Annotated in this window: 21 protein-coding genes; 19 read left to right on the top strand and 2 right to left on the bottom strand. The window is 40.9% G+C overall.

Annotation, left to right across the window (positions count from 1 at the left end; genetic code table 11):
* Positions 1-31 precede the first annotated feature (31 nt).
* Together LP316_RS15045 and LP316_RS16210 are read left to right on the top strand one after the other, a co-directional pair.
* Positions 32-286, top strand: coding sequence for a succinate dehydrogenase assembly factor 2 (locus LP316_RS15045; protein WP_193021925.1), 255 nt, complete (start codon positions 32-34; stop codon positions 284-286).
* A 202-nt stretch (positions 287-488) separates the two neighbouring features.
* Positions 489-758: a protein YgfX gene (locus LP316_RS16210; RefSeq protein WP_193021924.1), complete on the top strand. Its 270-nt coding sequence runs from the start codon at positions 489-491 to the stop codon at positions 756-758.
* Here the strand turns inward: LP316_RS16210 and nadB are convergent.
* Positions 749-2,350 (bottom strand): L-aspartate oxidase, encoded by a 1,602-nt coding sequence (gene nadB, locus LP316_RS15035; RefSeq protein ID WP_193021923.1) that lies wholly within the window; start codon positions 2,348-2,350, stop codon positions 749-751. The genes LP316_RS16210 and nadB overlap by 10 nt on opposite strands.
* Positions 2,351-2,575: 225 nt before the next feature.
* Between nadB and rpoE the strand changes: the two genes are divergently transcribed.
* The 14 genes from rpoE (at position 2,576) to LP316_RS14965 (ending at position 14,387) form a co-directional block, all read left to right on the top strand.
* Entirely contained in the window at positions 2,576-3,157 is a 582-nt protein-coding gene (gene rpoE, locus LP316_RS15030; RefSeq protein ID WP_193021922.1) for an RNA polymerase sigma factor RpoE, read from the top strand.
* 19 nt (positions 3,158-3,176) lie between these two features.
* Positions 3,177-3,785: a sigma-E factor negative regulatory protein gene (locus tag LP316_RS15025; RefSeq protein WP_193021921.1), complete on the top strand. Its 609-nt coding sequence runs from the start codon at positions 3,177-3,179 to the stop codon at positions 3,783-3,785.
* The gene (locus LP316_RS15020; RefSeq protein ID WP_193021920.1) at positions 3,785-4,744 is read left to right on the top strand and encodes a MucB/RseB C-terminal domain-containing protein; all 960 of its coding nucleotides are present in this window, start codon (positions 3,785-3,787) and stop codon (positions 4,742-4,744) included. Before LP316_RS15025 ends, LP316_RS15020 begins: the two co-directional genes overlap by 1 nt.
* On the top strand, positions 4,741-5,223 hold the full coding sequence (locus LP316_RS15015) for a SoxR reducing system RseC family protein (protein ID WP_193021919.1): 483 nt from the start codon (positions 4,741-4,743) through the stop codon (positions 5,221-5,223). The genes LP316_RS15020 and LP316_RS15015 overlap by 4 nt, the downstream gene beginning before the upstream one ends.
* 239 nt (positions 5,224-5,462) lie before the next feature.
* Entirely contained in the window at positions 5,463-7,253 is a 1,791-nt protein-coding gene (gene lepA / locus LP316_RS15010; RefSeq protein WP_193021918.1) for a translation elongation factor 4, read from the top strand.
* Positions 7,254-7,262: 9 nt separating this feature from the next.
* Positions 7,263-8,183, top strand: a complete 921-nt coding sequence (gene lepB / locus LP316_RS15005; protein ID WP_193021917.1) for a signal peptidase I — start codon at positions 7,263-7,265, stop codon at positions 8,181-8,183.
* The gene (gene rnc, locus LP316_RS15000; RefSeq protein ID WP_226960756.1) at positions 8,180-8,872 is read left to right on the top strand and encodes a ribonuclease III; all 693 of its coding nucleotides are present in this window, start codon (positions 8,180-8,182) and stop codon (positions 8,870-8,872) included. The genes lepB and rnc overlap by 4 nt, the downstream gene beginning before the upstream one ends.
* Positions 8,862-9,773 carry a GTPase Era gene (gene era / locus LP316_RS14995; RefSeq protein ID WP_193021916.1) on the top strand — a complete coding sequence of 304 codons (912 nt, stop codon included), beginning with the start codon at positions 8,862-8,864 and terminating at the stop codon, positions 9,771-9,773. The genes rnc and era overlap by 11 nt, the downstream gene beginning before the upstream one ends.
* 2 nt (positions 9,774-9,775) lie before the next feature.
* Positions 9,776-10,471 (top strand): DNA repair protein RecO, encoded by a 696-nt coding sequence (gene recO, locus LP316_RS14990; protein ID WP_193021915.1) that lies wholly within the window; start codon positions 9,776-9,778, stop codon positions 10,469-10,471.
* The gene (gene pdxJ / locus LP316_RS14985; RefSeq protein ID WP_193021914.1) at positions 10,468-11,199 is read left to right on the top strand and encodes a pyridoxine 5'-phosphate synthase; all 732 of its coding nucleotides are present in this window, start codon (positions 10,468-10,470) and stop codon (positions 11,197-11,199) included. Before recO ends, pdxJ begins: the two co-directional genes overlap by 4 nt.
* Positions 11,199-11,579 carry a holo-ACP synthase gene (acpS, locus tag LP316_RS14980; RefSeq protein ID WP_193021913.1) on the top strand — a complete coding sequence of 127 codons (381 nt, stop codon included), beginning with the start codon at positions 11,199-11,201 and terminating at the stop codon, positions 11,577-11,579. Before pdxJ ends, acpS begins: the two co-directional genes overlap by 1 nt.
* Before the next feature lie 51 nt (positions 11,580-11,630).
* Positions 11,631-12,929: a GGDEF domain-containing protein gene (locus tag LP316_RS14975; RefSeq protein WP_193021912.1), complete on the top strand. Its 1,299-nt coding sequence runs from the start codon at positions 11,631-11,633 to the stop codon at positions 12,927-12,929.
* A 110-nt stretch (positions 12,930-13,039) separates the two neighbouring features.
* Positions 13,040-13,903, top strand: a complete 864-nt coding sequence (locus tag LP316_RS14970; RefSeq protein WP_193021911.1) for an SPFH domain-containing protein — start codon at positions 13,040-13,042, stop codon at positions 13,901-13,903.
* A 64-nt stretch (positions 13,904-13,967) separates the two neighbouring features.
* Positions 13,968-14,387 (top strand): hypothetical protein, encoded by a 420-nt coding sequence (locus LP316_RS14965; protein WP_193021910.1) that lies wholly within the window; start codon positions 13,968-13,970, stop codon positions 14,385-14,387.
* 75 nt (positions 14,388-14,462) lie between these two features.
* Here the strand turns inward: LP316_RS14965 and LP316_RS14960 are convergent, their stop codons facing one another.
* A complete protein-coding gene (locus LP316_RS14960; RefSeq protein ID WP_193021909.1) occupies positions 14,463-14,765 on the bottom strand; it encodes a hypothetical protein in 303 nt (100 codons plus the stop codon).
* A gap of 498 nt (positions 14,766-15,263) precedes the next feature.
* On the opposite strand from LP316_RS14960, the gene LP316_RS14955 reads away from it, so the two are divergent.
* From LP316_RS14955 to LP316_RS14945, 3 genes are all read left to right on the top strand, one after another.
* Positions 15,264-15,488 carry a type II toxin-antitoxin system ParD family antitoxin gene (locus tag LP316_RS14955; protein ID WP_193021908.1) on the top strand — a complete coding sequence of 75 codons (225 nt, stop codon included), beginning with the start codon at positions 15,264-15,266 and terminating at the stop codon, positions 15,486-15,488.
* 2 nt (positions 15,489-15,490) lie between these two features.
* The gene (locus LP316_RS14950; RefSeq protein ID WP_193021907.1) at positions 15,491-15,787 is read left to right on the top strand and encodes a type II toxin-antitoxin system RelE/ParE family toxin; all 297 of its coding nucleotides are present in this window, start codon (positions 15,491-15,493) and stop codon (positions 15,785-15,787) included.
* 339 nt (positions 15,788-16,126) lie between these two features.
* Positions 16,127-16,384 carry a hypothetical protein gene (locus tag LP316_RS14945; protein WP_193021906.1) on the top strand — a complete coding sequence of 86 codons (258 nt, stop codon included), beginning with the start codon at positions 16,127-16,129 and terminating at the stop codon, positions 16,382-16,384.
* The last annotated feature ends 3 nt before the right edge of the window (positions 16,385-16,387 follow it).

Raw genomic sequence — 16,387 nt, 5'->3', positions numbered from 1 at the left:
GACAATTCACTGGGAAAAAATAAGGTCCTTTATGTCGTTAAGTGAAAATAAAGCTAGATTGCGTTGGGCATGCCGTCGCGGCATGTTGGAGCTTGATATATTATTTATGCCATTTGTTGATGAGGCGTTTGACGAGTTAACAAGTGAGCAAAAAGCCACATTTGAACGCTTGTTAGAGTGTGATGATCCCGACCTGTTTGCTTGGTTTATGGGGCATGAAGTCTGTAAGGATGCAGCATTAAATGACATGGTACAACATATCCTTAAACGCGTTAAAAAGTCATAGTATTGTTATAAGGCATACTAAAGCACCATTATTGGTATGCCTGCACCTCCTGTTTATCTATAGTTGTATACTTTGGTCAACGCCGGAATCCCTGATTTACTTTTTATCCGGTTATCTTGTTGGCTGTGCTTTATGGAAAACTGTTGAACATTTACCCTGCTTGATATCAATCGCAACAAAGTTTGACACTTGGTTTGGTTATTTGGCGTTAACGCCACAGGTCAAGCGCACAGATTATTTTCAACTCTCAGCGCTAGGCAAGTTAAGCTTTGTTGATCAGCAACGGCACAACTTAGTTGAGGGGCAAATCATTTCCTCTAGTTTGGTTATGTGGTGGGGTGTCAAACTGGTGTGGCAAGAACAAAAAAACAATCAGCAAATTACTTGGTTTATTTATCGCGATAGTTTAGCTGATGATGACTTTCGTCGACTGGCTCGCACGGTATATCAAGTGAAACAACCTCAATCGTGATCTTTCGCTGGTGTCAGTATTGTTTCACCGGCATTTTCATCTAATTCTGGATAATCCAACGTGTAGTGCAGGCCACGGCTTTCTTTACGCTGCATGGCTGAATGAATGATTAATTCAGCGACTTGTACTAAGTTTCTTAGCTCCAATAAATTATTGCTGACCTTAAAGTTAGTGTAATACTCGCTAATTTCACGTTGCAGCAGTTCAACGCGATGCAACGCGCGCTGCAAACGCTTAGTCGTTCTGACAATACCCACGTAATCCCACATAAACAAGCGCAACTCATGCCAGTTGTGTTGAATAACCACTTCTTCGTCCGAGTCTGTTACGCGAGATTCATCCCATTTAGGCAAGCGTTTGTATTTACTTTGATGGTTAATCGTCGCTTCAATATCATAAGCAGCGGCTCGGGCATAAACTAAACATTCAAGCAATGAGTTACTCGCCATGCGGTTAGCGCCGTGTAAGCCGGTATAGGAAACTTCGCCGATAGCATAAAGATTGTCGATATCAGTACGACCGCGCTGATCGATCATGACACCACCACAAGTATAATGGGCTGCGGGGACAACAGGTAATGGCTCTTTGGTCATGTCCATACCTAGAGCACGTGTTTTCTCATAAATATTGGGAAAGTGTTGTTTGATAAACTCAGCGCTTTTGTGGCTGATATCTAAAAACATGCAATCAGCACCTAAACGCTTCATTTCATAGTCAATTGCTCGAGCGACAATATCACGTGGTGCTAGTTCAGCGCGTTCGTCAAACTCAGGCATAAAGCGACTGCCATCAGGTCGGCGTAAAATTGCACCTTCACCACGCAGTGCTTCTGTTAATAGGAAAGTACCTGCTTTAGGATGAAATAAACAGGTTGGGTGAAATTGATTAAATTCCATATTAGCAACGCGACACCCTGCGCGCCACGCCATGGCGATACCATCACCGCTGGCAATATCAGGGTTAGAAGTATATTGATAAACTTTGCTGGCACCACCGGTTGCTAAAATCGTCTTTTTAGCATAAATGGATTCAACCTTTTCAATGTTTCGGTTCCAAATATAGGCACCGATACAGGCGTTATTTTCACCTTGCTTTTCAGTGATCAAATCAATGGCATTATAACGCTCGAATACGCGTATCCGTGTATGCGCATTTACCCGTTCAACTAATGTGGTTTGAATGGCTTTGCCGGTAGTATCGGCAGAATGGAGAATTCTGCGATGCGAGTGGCCACCTTCACGGGTTAAGTGGTAACGCTTTTCCCCGTCGTCATCTATTTCGTGATCAAATTCAACGCCTTGCTCAATCAACCACTGCATACAAGCTTTAGCGTTTTCTGCGGTAAAGCGAACAGCGTCTTGATTACAAATGCCGGCGCCGGCTATTAGGGTATCTTCAACGTGTGAATCGACTGAATCATTTTCATCAAATACTGCGGCGATACCGCCTTGAGCGTAATAGGTAGAGCCTTCGGTAACAGGGCCTTTACTCAAGATGATTACGTCAGCATTTTTCGCTAAATGTAAAGCAAGTGACAAACCCGCAGCGCCACTACCAATAATTAATACGTCACAATTGTGTTGTTGATTCATAAACCAAAGAAATTCGGGTACTATAATGAAAATGATTTTACCGTTAATTCGTTGGCAGGCATAGCGTTATTGGTATTACAGCCTAGAATTAGTAGCGTTTAATAAAAAATATTAAAAAAAACTAAATTTTTTCGAACTTTCTATAAATATCATAGTCCTAAATTGTGCGTTTGCTTAGAGCCAACTATCAAGACAAATTAGTAGTATGTAGGAGAACGAGCTCAAATGAGCGAACAGAACGTTGACCAATTGTTGGTTGAAAAGGTACAACGTGGTGACAAAAATGCGTTTAACTTACTGGTAACTAAGTACCAAAATAAAGTTGCCAGTTTAGTATCGCGTTATGTCAAGAACCAAAGCGATGTAGCCGATGTAGTGCAAGAGGCGTTTATTAAAGCGTATCGCGCGTTACCTAATTTTAGAGGGGATAGTGCATTTTATACATGGCTTTATCGCATTGCGGTCAATTGTGCGAAGAATCATATTGTCGCCAATAGCCGAAAGCCAAACAGTCCGGCAGATATCGATGTTGCCGATGCTGAAGTGTACGATAGCTCCGATGTACTCAAAGAAAGTGCATCGCCAGAAAAGCTTTTACTGACGGACGAAATACAAGAAGTGTTGTTTCGGACGATAGAAAAATTACCAGAAGATTTGCGAGTAGCCATTAAACTTCGCGAATTAGATGGCTTAAGTTATGAAGAAATAGCGATTGAAATGGATTGTCCTGTGGGCACCGTAAGGTCACGAATTTTTAGAGCGCGTGAAGCCGTTGAAAAACAAATAAGACCATTACTTCGACGCTAAGAGAAAAAAGGTAAAATGTATGAGTGAAAATAAGTTTGAGACAATGTCAGCCATTGTAGATAACGAGTTAGACAATATTGATGATGTTGAAGCTCAGTTAGACGCAATCTTAGCTGATGAAACTTTGTCTGATACTTGGAAGCAATATCACCTCACGGGTGATGCCATTCGTAACGAATCATCTGGTGAACAACTTATCGATGTGTCGCAAAGCATAGCCGACGCTATTGCCCTTGAACCGACAGTGCTTGCACCGAAAGCTAAGCCGTCATTTGGCCAGAAAATCAAAACCAACTTAGTACAATTTATCAAGCCTGCTGGGCAAGTGGCGATTGCTGCATCGGCCGCGGGTTTAATGATCTTAGGTGTCCAACAAAACGTTAATCAAAATGAGCCGTTTTCACCGAGTCAAGTAGCGCAAACTACACCTATTTCAGGTATTACTAGCCCCGTAAGTTACAATGTTAATCAGCCAACGGTTTCGCAAAAACAAGCTTACATTGAGCAGCAACGTCGATTTCAAGCATTATTAGCTGATCATCAGCAACAAATTAAGTTATTATCTCAAGCAACTGAGTCTGAGCAGTCACCTGTTGAAGAAAAAGAAGCTGAAGTAGAAAATAATTAATGAAGTATGTGTTAGTTTTATCTTTGCTATTGAGCGCTTTTAGCTCAATAGCAAATGACAACCAAGACGCCAGTGCTTGGTTGAATCGCCTTTCTGAAACCCTTAATCAACGTCATTTCTCAACTGCTTTTGTGGTGGTCAAAAATAATCAAGCCGAGCCTTATCATTGGGCTCATGGTATCGATGAAGAGGGCGAACAACTCGAAATACTCTCTTTGTTAAATGGTCCGCGAAAAGATATTCTGCGCAAGGGGCAAATTGTTAGTTATATCGAGCCAGGCTTGCCGGCATATTCGTTAGCGACCAATCAAATCTCAGGGCCAATTCCTGCGATTTTCAGTGGTGATATTGAATCACTGGGCCAGTATTACGATTTTGTTAGCGTTGGTCGCTCGCGCATTTTAGGCCGAGCAGCTCAGTTGATCAGAATTGTTTCGAAAGACCCACATCGACTGGGGCACTGGGTTTGGCTCGACGAAGAATCGGGTATGTTACTCAAGTTGGCTTTGTTAACTTCAACAGGCCAACTGTTAGAACAAGTGCAATTTACTTACCTTGAACTGCCGGACAATATGCCGAGTCAGTTACATCAAGTCAATGAAATGACCTTGCCAAATGTTGTTGATATTCCTAATGCTAACAGTGAGTTAGAGCTTAATTGGCAAGTTAATTGGCTACCGTTAGGCTTTGAGCGCAAACGGGTTAATCGGCATCGCATTAACTTGCTAAAGACCCCAGCTGAATTTATGTTATTTAGTGATGGCTTGGTAGATGTATCGGTTTATGTCACACAAAGCGTTGATAAACAGAGAGCGCCAGAGTTTGTTCGCGATGGCGCAACCTTGGTCTACAATCAAGTAAAAAACGGCTTTGAGGTGAGTGTCGTAGGAAAAATACCAACAGCTACCGCTCAACTTATGGCTGAATCCGTGCAATTTAAGTTACCGAGTGTTCAGTGATACAAGAAACTGCAACCGTAAACAACGTTGGCGAAAACTGGGTTGAAGTGACCAGCGAAATTAAATCTACCTGCTCTAGTTGTCAGCAAATTGATACCTGCGGTAGTGGTCAGGTTGCTAAAGTGTTTCCGCAAAAAAGTTTGTCGCTACGCTTATCAACCGATAGCTTTAAGCCAACATTAGCGGTAGGTGACAAAGTGGTTATCGCTATTCCTCAAGACAAACTGCTTACCAGTCTTGCTAGAGTTTACGGCTTGCCTTTAGCGTTTTTAATCGCATTTGCAGGTTTTGGCCAAGTATTATTTGGTCAAACGACTAGTGAGTTATTAACGATTGCTCTGGCTATTGGTGGTGGCTATTTGGGTTATCGGATTGCGCAGTACTTGGAAAATCAACAAAATCATCAGGCGAACCTCGCACCTTATCTTGTGAAAAAGCTACCCAGTCACGACATTCCTGTCGAAATCCATCACGCCTAAGCCACTATTTTTATTTAACAGCATAAAAATATTGAAAAATATGTCGATTCGACAAAGCTATTTACACTTTTGAAGCAATAATCACATTTAAGCATGCGAAAAAAGAAGAATAGCCCCTGTTTTTTGTTTATAATTCGCAACCATTATCCGGATAATTAGGTACTAGCAAGGTGTTAGTACCCGCAATTACTTGCAATCAGGCAAGGTGGTTGCAACAACATTGGTTAGAAATTATATAAATGAAACACATACGTAACTTCAGTATTATTGCCCACATTGACCACGGTAAGTCGACGTTATCAGATCGTTTAATTCAATACTGTGGCGGTTTGTCAGATCGCGAAATGGAAGCGCAAGTACTTGATTCAATGGATCTTGAGCGTGAGCGTGGTATTACCATTAAAGCGCAAAGCGTTACCTTAGACTACAAAGCTAAAGACGGTGAAACTTACCAGTTAAACTTCATTGATACCCCTGGTCACGTTGACTTCTCTTATGAAGTTTCACGTTCTTTAGCATCATGTGAAGGTGCATTACTCGTTGTCGATGCCGGTCAAGGTGTTGAAGCGCAAACCGTTGCCAATTGTTATACCGCAATTGAAATGGACTTAGAGGTCTTACCGATTTTAAATAAAATCGATTTACCACAAGCCGACCCAGATCGCGTCTGTGAAGAAATCGAAGATATTATCGGCATTGATGCCACTGGCGCCGTGCCGTGCTCGGCAAAAACCGGTATGGGTATTGAAGATGTACTTGAGTGTATCGTTGAAAACATTCCAGCGCCACAAGGCGATCCTGACGCTAATTTACAAGCGTTAATTATCGATTCATGGTTCGATAACTATCAAGGCGTCGTGTCACTTGTCCGTGTGATGAACGGTGAAGTGCGCAAGGGCGACAAAATGCTTGTGATGTCAACAGGCCAAACCCATATCATTGATAAAGTGGGTATTTTTACGCCGAAACAGAAAGAGACTGACGTGCTTAAAACCGGTGAGGTTGGCTTTATTATCGCGGGTATTAAAGAAATTCACGGTGCGCCAGTCGGTGACACCATTACGATCTCGAAGAAAGAAGCTGCATCTGCTTTACCTGGCTTTAAAAAAGTACAGCCGCAGGTTTATGCCGGTATTTTCCCAATTAGCTCTGATGACTATGAAAACTTCCGTGACGCGTTAAACAAACTAAGCCTTAACGACGCTTCATTGTTTTTTGAGCCGGAAAACTCTTCTGCACTTGGTTTTGGTTTCCGTATCGGTTTCCTTGGTATGTTACACATGGAAATCATTCAAGAGCGTCTTGCTCGTGAATATGATCTTGATTTGATTACTACCGCGCCAACGGTAAATTATGAAGTGCTTTGTACTGACGGCACCACGTTAATGGTTGATAACCCGAGTGAATTACCGGCGGTTAACAACATTGATGAAATTCGCGAGCCGATTGTTCAAGCCAACATATTAGTACCTCAAGAGCACTTGGGTAATGTTATTACGCTGTGTATTGAAAAGCGTGGCGTACAAAAAGATATCGTTTACCACGGTAACCAAGTTGCGGTGACTTACGAAATTCCAATGGCTGAAGTTGTCATGGACTTTTTCGATAAACTCAAGTCAACGTCACGTGGCTATGCGTCACTTGATTATCACTTTATTCGTTTCCAAGCCGCAGATATGGTTCGTGTTGACGTACTGATTAATGGTGATCGCGTTGACGCGCTTGCCATGATCACTCACCGAACTAACTCTGTATCTCGTGGTCGAAGCCTTGTAGATAAGTTAAAAGAGCTCATTCACCGTCAAATGTTCGATATTGCGATTCAGGCTGCTATCGGTAATAACGTCATTGCGCGTACAACGGTTAAGCAGATGCGTAAGAACGTAACCGCTAAGTGTTACGGCGGTGACGTAAGTCGTAAGAAGAAACTTCTACAGAAACAAAAAGAAGGTAAAAAGCGCATGAAGCAATTGGGTAACGTGGAAGTTCCTCAAGAAGCGTTTTTAGCTGTACTTAAAATGGATAACTAAAGAGAGTTTATGGCTGCTTATTTTTCAATATTTCTGGTCGCAATCACAGTGTTTACTGGGGTTGTATGGTTGGTTAATAAATTTTATTTGGCACCGCAACGCCAAGCAAACCTTGAATCTGCGCAATCACAATGTGAAGGTGACTTGCCAGAGGATGTGGTTAACGGCATTTTAGCGCCAAGCGGATTTGTCGATACCTCAGTGCAAATCTTTCCAGTGATCGCCTTTGTGATGATCTTGCGCTCGTTTTTATATGAGCCATTTCAAATCCCATCAGATTCAATGATGCCAACCTTGCTAGATGGTGATTTCATTTTAGTGAATAAATACGAATACGGTTTACGCGATCCGGTTGCCCGAAATAAGTTCTACGAGAATGGCGCACCACAGCGAGGCGATATTGTTGTCTTTAAATATCCAGTAAACCCTAACTTGGACTACATCAAGCGTGTTGTCGGCTTACCGGGTGACCGCATTATTTATCGTGACAAAGTTCTTTATATTAAGCGAGCATGCCAAGCACAAGATAAAGAATGTCCGAATTTTGAACAAATGCCATTAACCTTTATTGAGCGCGGTACTTATTCAGATGGCTTTAACGAGTTAACTCGCTATGCTGAGCAGTTGGGTGACGTTAACCACGAAATTTTGGTTAATGAGGGGCTTCGTCCACGCGTACCACATTATTTCCAGCAAACAGGCACACAAGCTGATGAGTTTGTTGTGCCTAAAGGCCATTACTTTGCCATTGGTGACAACCGTGATAACTCGCTAGATGGTCGTTTTTGGGGCTTTGTTCCGGAAGAAAACCTAGTCGGTAAAGCCGTGTTCATTTGGATGAGCTTTGATTTTGAGCGCACCGAGGAAGACTTCTTACCAACATGGATCCCAACGGGTATTAGATTTGAAAGATTAGGTGGTATTGGTTGAACATCAAAACAAATCCATTAGCAGCTAATCGGTTATCAAAGCAAATTGGTTATCAGTTTTCTAATCCTAAACTTTTGGTGCAAGCGTTAACTCACCGAAGTGCCAAGGGCGTTCACAACGAACGCCTTGAATTTTTAGGTGACTCCATTTTAGGCTTTGTTATTGCTGAAGCCCTGTTTGAACAGTTTCCTAAACACAGTGAAGGCGATTTAACGCGGATGCGCTCAAGCATAGTACGCGGTGTGACGCTTGCTAAACTAGCCCAAGATTTTAAACTGGGTGAATACTTGGTATTGGGGCCAGGTGAAATGAAAAGCGGCGGCCATCGTCGTGAATCAATTTTAGAAGATGCCATTGAAGCGATCATTGGCGCGGTTTATCTTGATTCCGACATTGATACGGTAAAAGCACTGATTTTAAGTTGGTTTGAACAGCATTTAAAAACGATCAAGCCGGGCGTGCAAAAAGATCCGAAAACACGATTGCAAGAATTGCTACAAGGCAAAAAAATCGCATTACCACAATACGATGTGATTGATATTCAAGGAAAATCACACAATCAGACGTTTACAGTAAAATGTACGACTGACATCTTAACCGATGAAGTGATCACCCAAGGCACCAGTCGCCGTAAAGCTGAACAAGCTGCGGCAGAGCTAGTCTTAAAGAGAATACAAGATGACAAATAACGCTCCTCATTGTGGTTTAATTGCCATTGTCGGTCGGCCGAATGTCGGAAAATCGACGCTATTGAACAATTTGCTTGGTCAAAAGGTGAGTATTACCTCACGTAAACCGCAAACGACTCGCCACCGTATTCTTGGGATTTTGACAGAAGATCAATATCAAGCGGTGTTGGTTGATACCCCTGGTTTACACGTTGATGAAAAGCGCGCGATTAACCGTTTGATGAACCGAGCGGCCAGCAGCTCTATCGCTGAAGTTGAGTTAGTCATTTTTCTGGTTGAGGGAACACACTGGACCCAAGACGATGAAATGGTCTTACAGAAAATAAAAAATGCCAATGTGCCGACCATTTTAGCGGTCAATAAAACCGATAACGTGCAAGACAAAGAGGCGTTATTACCGCATTTACAAAAGCTTGCCAGTAAATACGACTTTAAAGAAATTATTCCCATTTCCGCCAAAAAAGGCGAAAACATTGAAGCGATCAAAGCCCAATGCTTTAAAGCGCTACCTGAAAGTGATTGGTGGTTTCCAGAAGACTACATTACTGATCGCTCGAGCCGATTTATGGCTTCAGAAATCATGCGTGAAAAGCTGATGCGTTTTACGGGTGATGAATTACCGTATTCAACGACAGTCGAAATAGAGCAGTTTAAAATTGATGAAAAAGGTATCTTGCATATTAATGCCTTGGTACTTGTTGAGCGCAATAGCCAAAAACGCATGATCATAGGTAACAAGGGTGAAAAGCTTAAAGTGATTGGTCAAGAAGCCCGCCGCGATATGCAAGAACTCTTTGACCGAAAAGTTTTCTTAGAGACTTGGGTGAAAGTAAAGTCGGGCTGGGCAGATGACGAGCGCGCCTTGCGTAGCTTAGGCTACGGTGACGATTACTCTGGTTAACCATGATGTTCGAGACACAGCAAGCCTATCTGTTGCATAGTCGTCCATTTAAAGAACATCAGTTAATTATCGATTTACTCACGCAACGCGATGGCAAAGTGAGTGCCGTTATTTCATCTGGGCACTCATTAAAAGCCAATAAAAGAGGGATTTTACAACCCTTTTCGTTGTTTTCGCTTCAGCTTTCGGGTCGTCACCAGTTAAAAAAAGCGAGTCAGCTAGAAAGTTGTCATCAACACAGAGTGTTAGTGGGTAATTCGCTCTATAGCGGTTTATATATCAATGAGTTACTTGTTAGGCTATTACCAGAATGTGTGCCTTGTGAGCTGTTATTTGAGCAATATGGCCAAGCTATTGAAAGCTTGAATAAAAGTGATACGATTGAGCCGATATTGCGTACCTTTGAAATGCAGCTGCTCGATGAGCTTGGCTTTAGTCTAAACTTCACTACTGTTGAGGAATCATCGCATCAATATTGGCAATTTATCGCCGAGCAGGGCTTTGTTGAAGCTAACCAAGGAAGCCAATTACCGATATACCAACGAAGTGATTTATTAAATATCGCGCAAGCTAATTATCAAGCGCAAAGTGTGTTGACGACGCATAAAGTTTTGATGCGACAAATGATCAATCACCTACTAGGACACAAACCATTAAAAAGCCGTGAATTATTTATGGCGAGAGATAAAAAGCAATGAAAGAAATTTATTTAGGCGTTAACGTAGATCACATTGCGACATTGCGCCAAGCACGAGGCACAACTTATCCTGACCCAGCTCATGCAGCAAGTGTCGCAGAGCACGCGGGCGCAGATGGTATCACCATTCATCTGCGTGAAGATCGCCGCCATATTCAAGACCGTGACGTTTACGTAATGGCGCAAACCATTCAAACGCGTATGAATTTGGAAATGGCAGTGACGGACGAAATGTTAGCGATTGCCTGTGATGTCAAACCAACCTTTGTTTGTTTAGTACCTGAAAAGCGTGAAGAGTTAACCACTGAGGGCGGTTTAGATGTGGCTGGTCAGTTAGATCGTATCAGCCAAGCGGTGAATCAGTTAGCGGAGCAGGGCATTCAAACCAGTTTGTTTATCGATGCTGATAAAGCACAAATTACAGCGGCAGCGAAATCTGGTGCGCCATTTATTGAGATCCACACGGGCCATTACGCAGAAGCAACTGATGAACAAGCACAATTAGTTGAGCTTGAGAAAATCAAGCAAGGCGTTGAATATGCAACTTCATTAGGGCTTAAGGTAAACGCTGGTCACGGCCTTCATTACTTTAACGTTAAACCGATTGCCGCGATTAAAGATATTATCGAGTTAAATATTGGCCATGCGATTATTGCTCGTGCCGCTATTGATGGTCTTGATACAGCGGTACGCGATATGAAGCGCTTAATGATTGAAGCGAGAGGCTAATGTCGGTTGTTGGCATAGGCACAGATATACTCGATAGCTCGCGCATTGCCAATATGAAGCCGGCAGTGCGTGAGAAACTCGCCAAAAGAGTATTAACGCCAAATGAACTTGAGCGTTATCACGAACACACTTTTCCTAGCCAATATCTTGCCAAACGCTGGGCAGCGAAAGAAGCTGCCTCTAAAGCCCTGCAAACAGGGATAGCTAAAGGCGTATCTTTCCAACATTTTGAAATCAACAATACTGACACTGGTGCGCCAATTATCGACATTACCGGTGTCGCGCTAGAAAAAGCTCAGGCACTTGGTGCCACGTCTTGGCATATTTCTCTAGCCGATGATAACGCATTGATCAGTGCCTTTGTTGTGCTGAGTCGATAGACACTCATTGCTAAATACTTGGTCTAAACTGTAATTAAGGAGGTGCAGTAGATGATCATAGTAAGACAGGCTGTAAATCGAATTATAATTGGCATTGTTTTGTTAGTTATTGTTTTTTGTACTCTTTTTTGGCAATCATATAATAATAAAGTCATTAAATTATTTCCTAGCAGTCACTATAATTATTTAGCTCAAAGCGATTCTTTTGCATTAGGAGGGGAGTCGCTTGCTAACATTAGAAGAGTTAAAGGCGAACAACTTATTCTTGACTGTGATATTAAAAAATCAACTTACGCATGGCCGTTTTGTAACATTACGATCGCACTCTCTGATCATAATGATGCCTCGAGAAAAGGTTTAGATTTAAGGAATTTTAGTCAAATCCGAATTAAGATGAAATATGCTAATGCTGACTTTAAAGGTATTAGAGCACAGCTTAGGGTTTTTAACCCTAACTATTCCAAAGAGGATAAAATTGAAACTTGGAAATTTCTAACAACTGAAATCTCAACCCCCAATAGTAATAACATTTATGAGATCCCTTTAAACACATTGCAAGTGCCTAATTGGTGGCTCACTCACAATAAAATATCTATCGAATACTCAGGTCCTGAATTCAAACACGCAATGGTTCTTGAACTTGCTACAGGTAACAACATTCCCGTTGGACGCTATGAAATACAAATTGAGAGTATTGAGCTGATTGGTAAATACCTCAATGATACGCAGGTGCTTTACAGCATAATAATTTTACTTACTTTATTTCTTGTCTTTTATTTATTTATGAGCGTAAAGGAATATAAAGAAACATCTGAGAGACAAAAACAAAAAGTGCTTGAGCTATCTATCAGGAATAAATATTTAGCTTCAAAAAATAGCAGTCTAAAAAATAAGGTTAATATCGATGCGCTGACCGGTGCACTAAATAGACATGCTACAGAGGAAATATTTCCACAACTAAAAGAAGGAGACTCAATAATTATAATGGATATAGACCATTTTAAGCAGATTAATGATGAATTTGGCCATGATGCAGGTGATGACGTGTTAATGCTATTTGCTAGAACAATATTCAATCGCTTAAGAGATAATGATTACTTCATACGTTGGGGCGGTGAAGAGTTTTTGTGTATTTGTCCTCAAACCTCTTTATTCGACACTAACAATTTGGCCAATTCACTAAGAGAAGTATTAAGTGAGCAGGTTTGGCCAATATCTAAACCGGTAACTTGTAGCTTTGGTGTTGCTGAAATGGTGTACGGTGAGTCTGTGGAGATGTTAATAAGAAGGGCTGATTCTGCGCTATATCAAGCTAAGAACAAAGGGCGAAACATTGTGGTTAATTCGTAAGTAGGCCGCTAGCTTAGCACATTTGCAAAATCACTATTAATAACGTAATTTATTGATAAAAAAGCAGAACATTTCAGCTGTTCTAAGAAAAGTAAAGCAAGGAAGTCGTCATGAAATTTGAAAGTCATTCATCAGGTGTATTTACCTTTGGTGGTACAGCGATATTCATCGTTATAGGTATTTTATTATTAGGGTGGATGTTTCGTGTAACAGCTGAGGGCGGAGAGGAGTTAGTACTGACCGCCAAGCCTATTTTATTTGGTAAGGAAGGGGTGCTATCTGAACCTGTTTCTGCCGGCTCCGAGTGGGTAAGCTGGACAACTTCATCAACACGTTATGTGATAACACCAAAGCGTTTCGATGAACCTTTTAATGACTTGGTATCGTCCGATAAAATTCCCGTCGATTTTAACGCCTACCTAACGATTCAAATAAAGAAGGGCTTAACGCCGGTATTACATGAAAATTTTGGCGCTAACTGGTACAAGAATAATGTTCAAGACGTGTTTCGTACTGAAGTGCGTAATTTTGCCAAAAAACTATCTGGCTCTGATCTCATTTCTGATGCCGACTCGTTACTCGATGGTCAGCAACAAATTCACAGCAATATGCAAAACTATATCGATAGTGTGAATCTCCCTCTATTAGTCAATCGAGTGGTAATTGGCAAAGCACAGCCAAATAAAGCCTTACAGGACGAAATAGACCGCACAGCCGCTCAGTCTCAACGTGTTAAAACAGAACAAGAACGAAAAAAAGCAGAGGATGCTCGTTTGAATGCTGAAAAAGCAAAAGCCGATGCCGACCGCGGCTATATCGTTCAATCTCAGATGAATATCGATCAATATTTGATGTTGCGATCGCTTGAAATTGAACGAGAAAAGATTGAACTCGTTAAAAATAACCCAAATGCCAAAGTGCTATTGATGTCGGGTAATGGTGGTGTAATGCCAACCTACGACGTTAAGAATTAGTGTATTACGCTTAATTACTTGTTCCATAACGAGGGTATTTTGCCATAGAGGTTAGTGGTTAACTATGAGCTTTAAACGTACTTTTTTAGCAACGATAATTTCGCCTTTCGCCTCAATTATTGTGTTAGCCTTTCAATTAATTAAATTTTTTTATTCAGCAGAGGTTATGCCGCCTCTTGATGGCGTTCTCTGGGTGATAATCACCTCGGTGACTGTCACCTTTGTTATGGTTGCTTCGATAGGCTTCGTTGCACATTCTATTTTATCTACATTTGGACTAACACATTGGTATATTTATAGTTTCCTTGGCGCTTTGGCATCTATTTACTATAAATATAACGCGCTAGTGGACAGTAATATGCCTAACGATCTCAGAACAATGGAGTATCTAACTTATGGCTTAAATGGATTTTTGGTGTCTTTGACGTTTTGGGCTATCGCGGTAAGGACTTCTGAATCACATAAACCATTAAACAAAGACTAAACACCGTTGTCTTTGTTTCATTCTGTAATGAGCCTAACAACTGAGGCGCACTTTATTCGAGTATTAGCCATTGACCTAGCTATTTAATGATGGCTTTAACATAACATCATAAATAATATATACGAATATTATGAAGTTCAGCATAAGTGTAAGCTTTATATGTAAAGGTTTGATTGCTTTCCAATTTATTGGGTTGTAGTAAAACCATAGAGCTTTCACTTGTGCTTTAAAGCTTTGATCACTTAAAGTGCTATAAATAGAACCATTTAAGTAATATTTTTTGGTCAGCTCTGGCTCATGCTTCTTTAGCATAAAAAATATAATAAATTGCAATGCAACAGATATTGCTGGTAGAACAGAATTCAATGTTAAGTTCATAACTTTTCTTTTAACACTAACTTAATCGACATTTGTTATAGCCGATTCTAAGACAACTCTCTAAAGCCTAAATTACTCTATTGTTTCTTAACTCGACAAATGCTTTAAAGACAGTTAACACCATCATTGAATCAAATGCAGGCTAGGTTGTTCAATTCCTCAATATACTTTTATAACAGGCTATTAACGCAAATAATGTAAAGACATGTTAAAAAGCGGGCTTGAAAAAACAAAGACATGGTAATTTAAAGTGACAAAAATATGCAAAAGCACCTCTTATGAACCCATGTAGTGAACAGGAGGTTGCGGTTTGGATAATTGCTCCTGCATTATTCTGCTTACATACATTCATGTAAGCACTTACTGCAATGACGGGGAAATTTTATTAACTGTTACCGATGTCCACCATTAGCACATAGGGTTAATGAAAAATCTATATGGCAATATTTGCCAATATATGCCAATATCAATTCTTCGTTCTCAGTTGGGGTTTTAATTATGGCAACACTAAATATATCTATCCCAGATGAAATGCGCACTTGGATAGATAAGCAAATTGAGTCAGGTCGTTTCGCGAACGCAAGTGACTACATCCGTGATTTGATTCGTCATAACCAGAGTGAAAAAGATGCTATTAAAATGGCGCTTGTTGAAGGTGAGTTAAGCGGTGAAAGCGAACTTACGGTTTTAGATATTATCAAACAACAAAAATCAAAATCTTGATAATGAAAAAATATACACTGTCAAATAGCGCGCAGAAAGACTTAGAAAAAATATACCAATATACAGCGGTTGAATTCGGAGAACTTCAAGCTGAGAGTTATTTGATAGGTATTAATGATTGCCTGCAATTGCTTTGTGATGAACCTGAACTAGCTCATGATATTAGTGATATTAGATTGGGTTATTTTAGATACTTATACAGAAAACATAGCATCTTCTTTAAACAAAGAGAAAACGATATTTTGGTGGTTAGAATTCTACACCAGCAAATGAAGTTAGAGCTTCATATAACAAGTTAAAATAATTCTGACCGACCACTATCTGGACGCATCAGATATAGGCATTAAATACACCTGTTGCTGACCTCGGCGAGATAGTAGGTTAAAGAGGATCGGGGTCAGTTCGCTAACACTGACCCCGATTAGCACAATTGCCCCCGTTTAACCATCCTCCGCATTGGTTAAATTAATCTATTTCGGAGGCAGAGTACGTTGACTCTTTCCCCGAATTACATGATTAACGCTTTGTTGCTACCTGAGTCAAATCTTAAACAGCGCAAAAAACGCTAGAATTAATTGTACAAAAAATATACTTTGTGACTATACTAAAAAGTAGGTGACGCTATAAAGAGGTAGTATATGCAAGCTCACGATCAGGTAGATAGTCAAATGCATGTTGAACGCAGAACCGAGTCGCCACATCAATCGGTCTGGTGGAATCGCTTATCGCTCGCGCAAAAATTCTCGGCAAGTAGTCTGGGAAAATTTGGCTATGAGCTGTCTTTTGTTCGTAATGATAATGGCCGGAGCTTAGCTGTCCTAATGTGTAATGGCGGTGTCGCAGTTATCACAGAAGATGGCGAAATAAACTCATCCCCTGACATTCAAATTCGCTAAATC

Source organism: Thalassotalea sp. LPB0316 (assembly GCF_014898095.1).
Lineage (GTDB): Bacteria > Pseudomonadota > Gammaproteobacteria > Enterobacterales > Alteromonadaceae > Thalassotalea_G.
Note: the sequence above shows the minus strand (reverse complement) of the source record. Positions and strands in the feature narration are given on the sequence as shown.

Coding starts and splice junctions, on each gene's coding strand:
- LP316_RS14960 (WP_193021909.1), bottom strand. CDS start 14,765: ATGAACTTAACATTGAATTCTGTTCTACCAGCAATATCTGTTGCATTG.
- LP316_RS14955 (WP_193021908.1), top strand. CDS start 15,264: ATGGCAACACTAAATATATCTATCCCAGATGAAATGCGCACTTGGATA.
- lepB (WP_193021917.1), top strand. CDS start 7,263: ATGGCTGCTTATTTTTCAATATTTCTGGTCGCAATCACAGTGTTTACT.
- lepA (WP_193021918.1), top strand. CDS start 5,463: ATGAAACACATACGTAACTTCAGTATTATTGCCCACATTGACCACGGT.
- LP316_RS14945 (WP_193021906.1), top strand. CDS start 16,127: ATGCAAGCTCACGATCAGGTAGATAGTCAAATGCATGTTGAACGCAGA.
- era (WP_193021916.1), top strand. CDS start 8,862: ATGACAAATAACGCTCCTCATTGTGGTTTAATTGCCATTGTCGGTCGG.
- LP316_RS15025 (WP_193021921.1), top strand. CDS start 3,177: ATGAGTGAAAATAAGTTTGAGACAATGTCAGCCATTGTAGATAACGAG.
- rpoE (WP_193021922.1), top strand. CDS start 2,576: ATGAGCGAACAGAACGTTGACCAATTGTTGGTTGAAAAGGTACAACGT.
- LP316_RS15045 (WP_193021925.1), top strand. CDS start 32: ATGTCGTTAAGTGAAAATAAAGCTAGATTGCGTTGGGCATGCCGTCGC.
- pdxJ (WP_193021914.1), top strand. CDS start 10,468: ATGAAAGAAATTTATTTAGGCGTTAACGTAGATCACATTGCGACATTG.
- LP316_RS15020 (WP_193021920.1), top strand. CDS start 3,785: ATGAAGTATGTGTTAGTTTTATCTTTGCTATTGAGCGCTTTTAGCTCA.
- LP316_RS14970 (WP_193021911.1), top strand. CDS start 13,040: ATGAAATTTGAAAGTCATTCATCAGGTGTATTTACCTTTGGTGGTACA.
- acpS (WP_193021913.1), top strand. CDS start 11,199: ATGTCGGTTGTTGGCATAGGCACAGATATACTCGATAGCTCGCGCATT.
- LP316_RS14950 (WP_193021907.1), top strand. CDS start 15,491: ATGAAAAAATATACACTGTCAAATAGCGCGCAGAAAGACTTAGAAAAA.
- LP316_RS14975 (WP_193021912.1), top strand. CDS start 11,631: ATGATCATAGTAAGACAGGCTGTAAATCGAATTATAATTGGCATTGTT.
- recO (WP_193021915.1), top strand. CDS start 9,776: ATGATGTTCGAGACACAGCAAGCCTATCTGTTGCATAGTCGTCCATTT.
- nadB (WP_193021923.1), bottom strand. CDS start 2,350: ATGAATCAACAACACAATTGTGACGTATTAATTATTGGTAGTGGCGCT.
- LP316_RS14965 (WP_193021910.1), top strand. CDS start 13,968: ATGAGCTTTAAACGTACTTTTTTAGCAACGATAATTTCGCCTTTCGCC.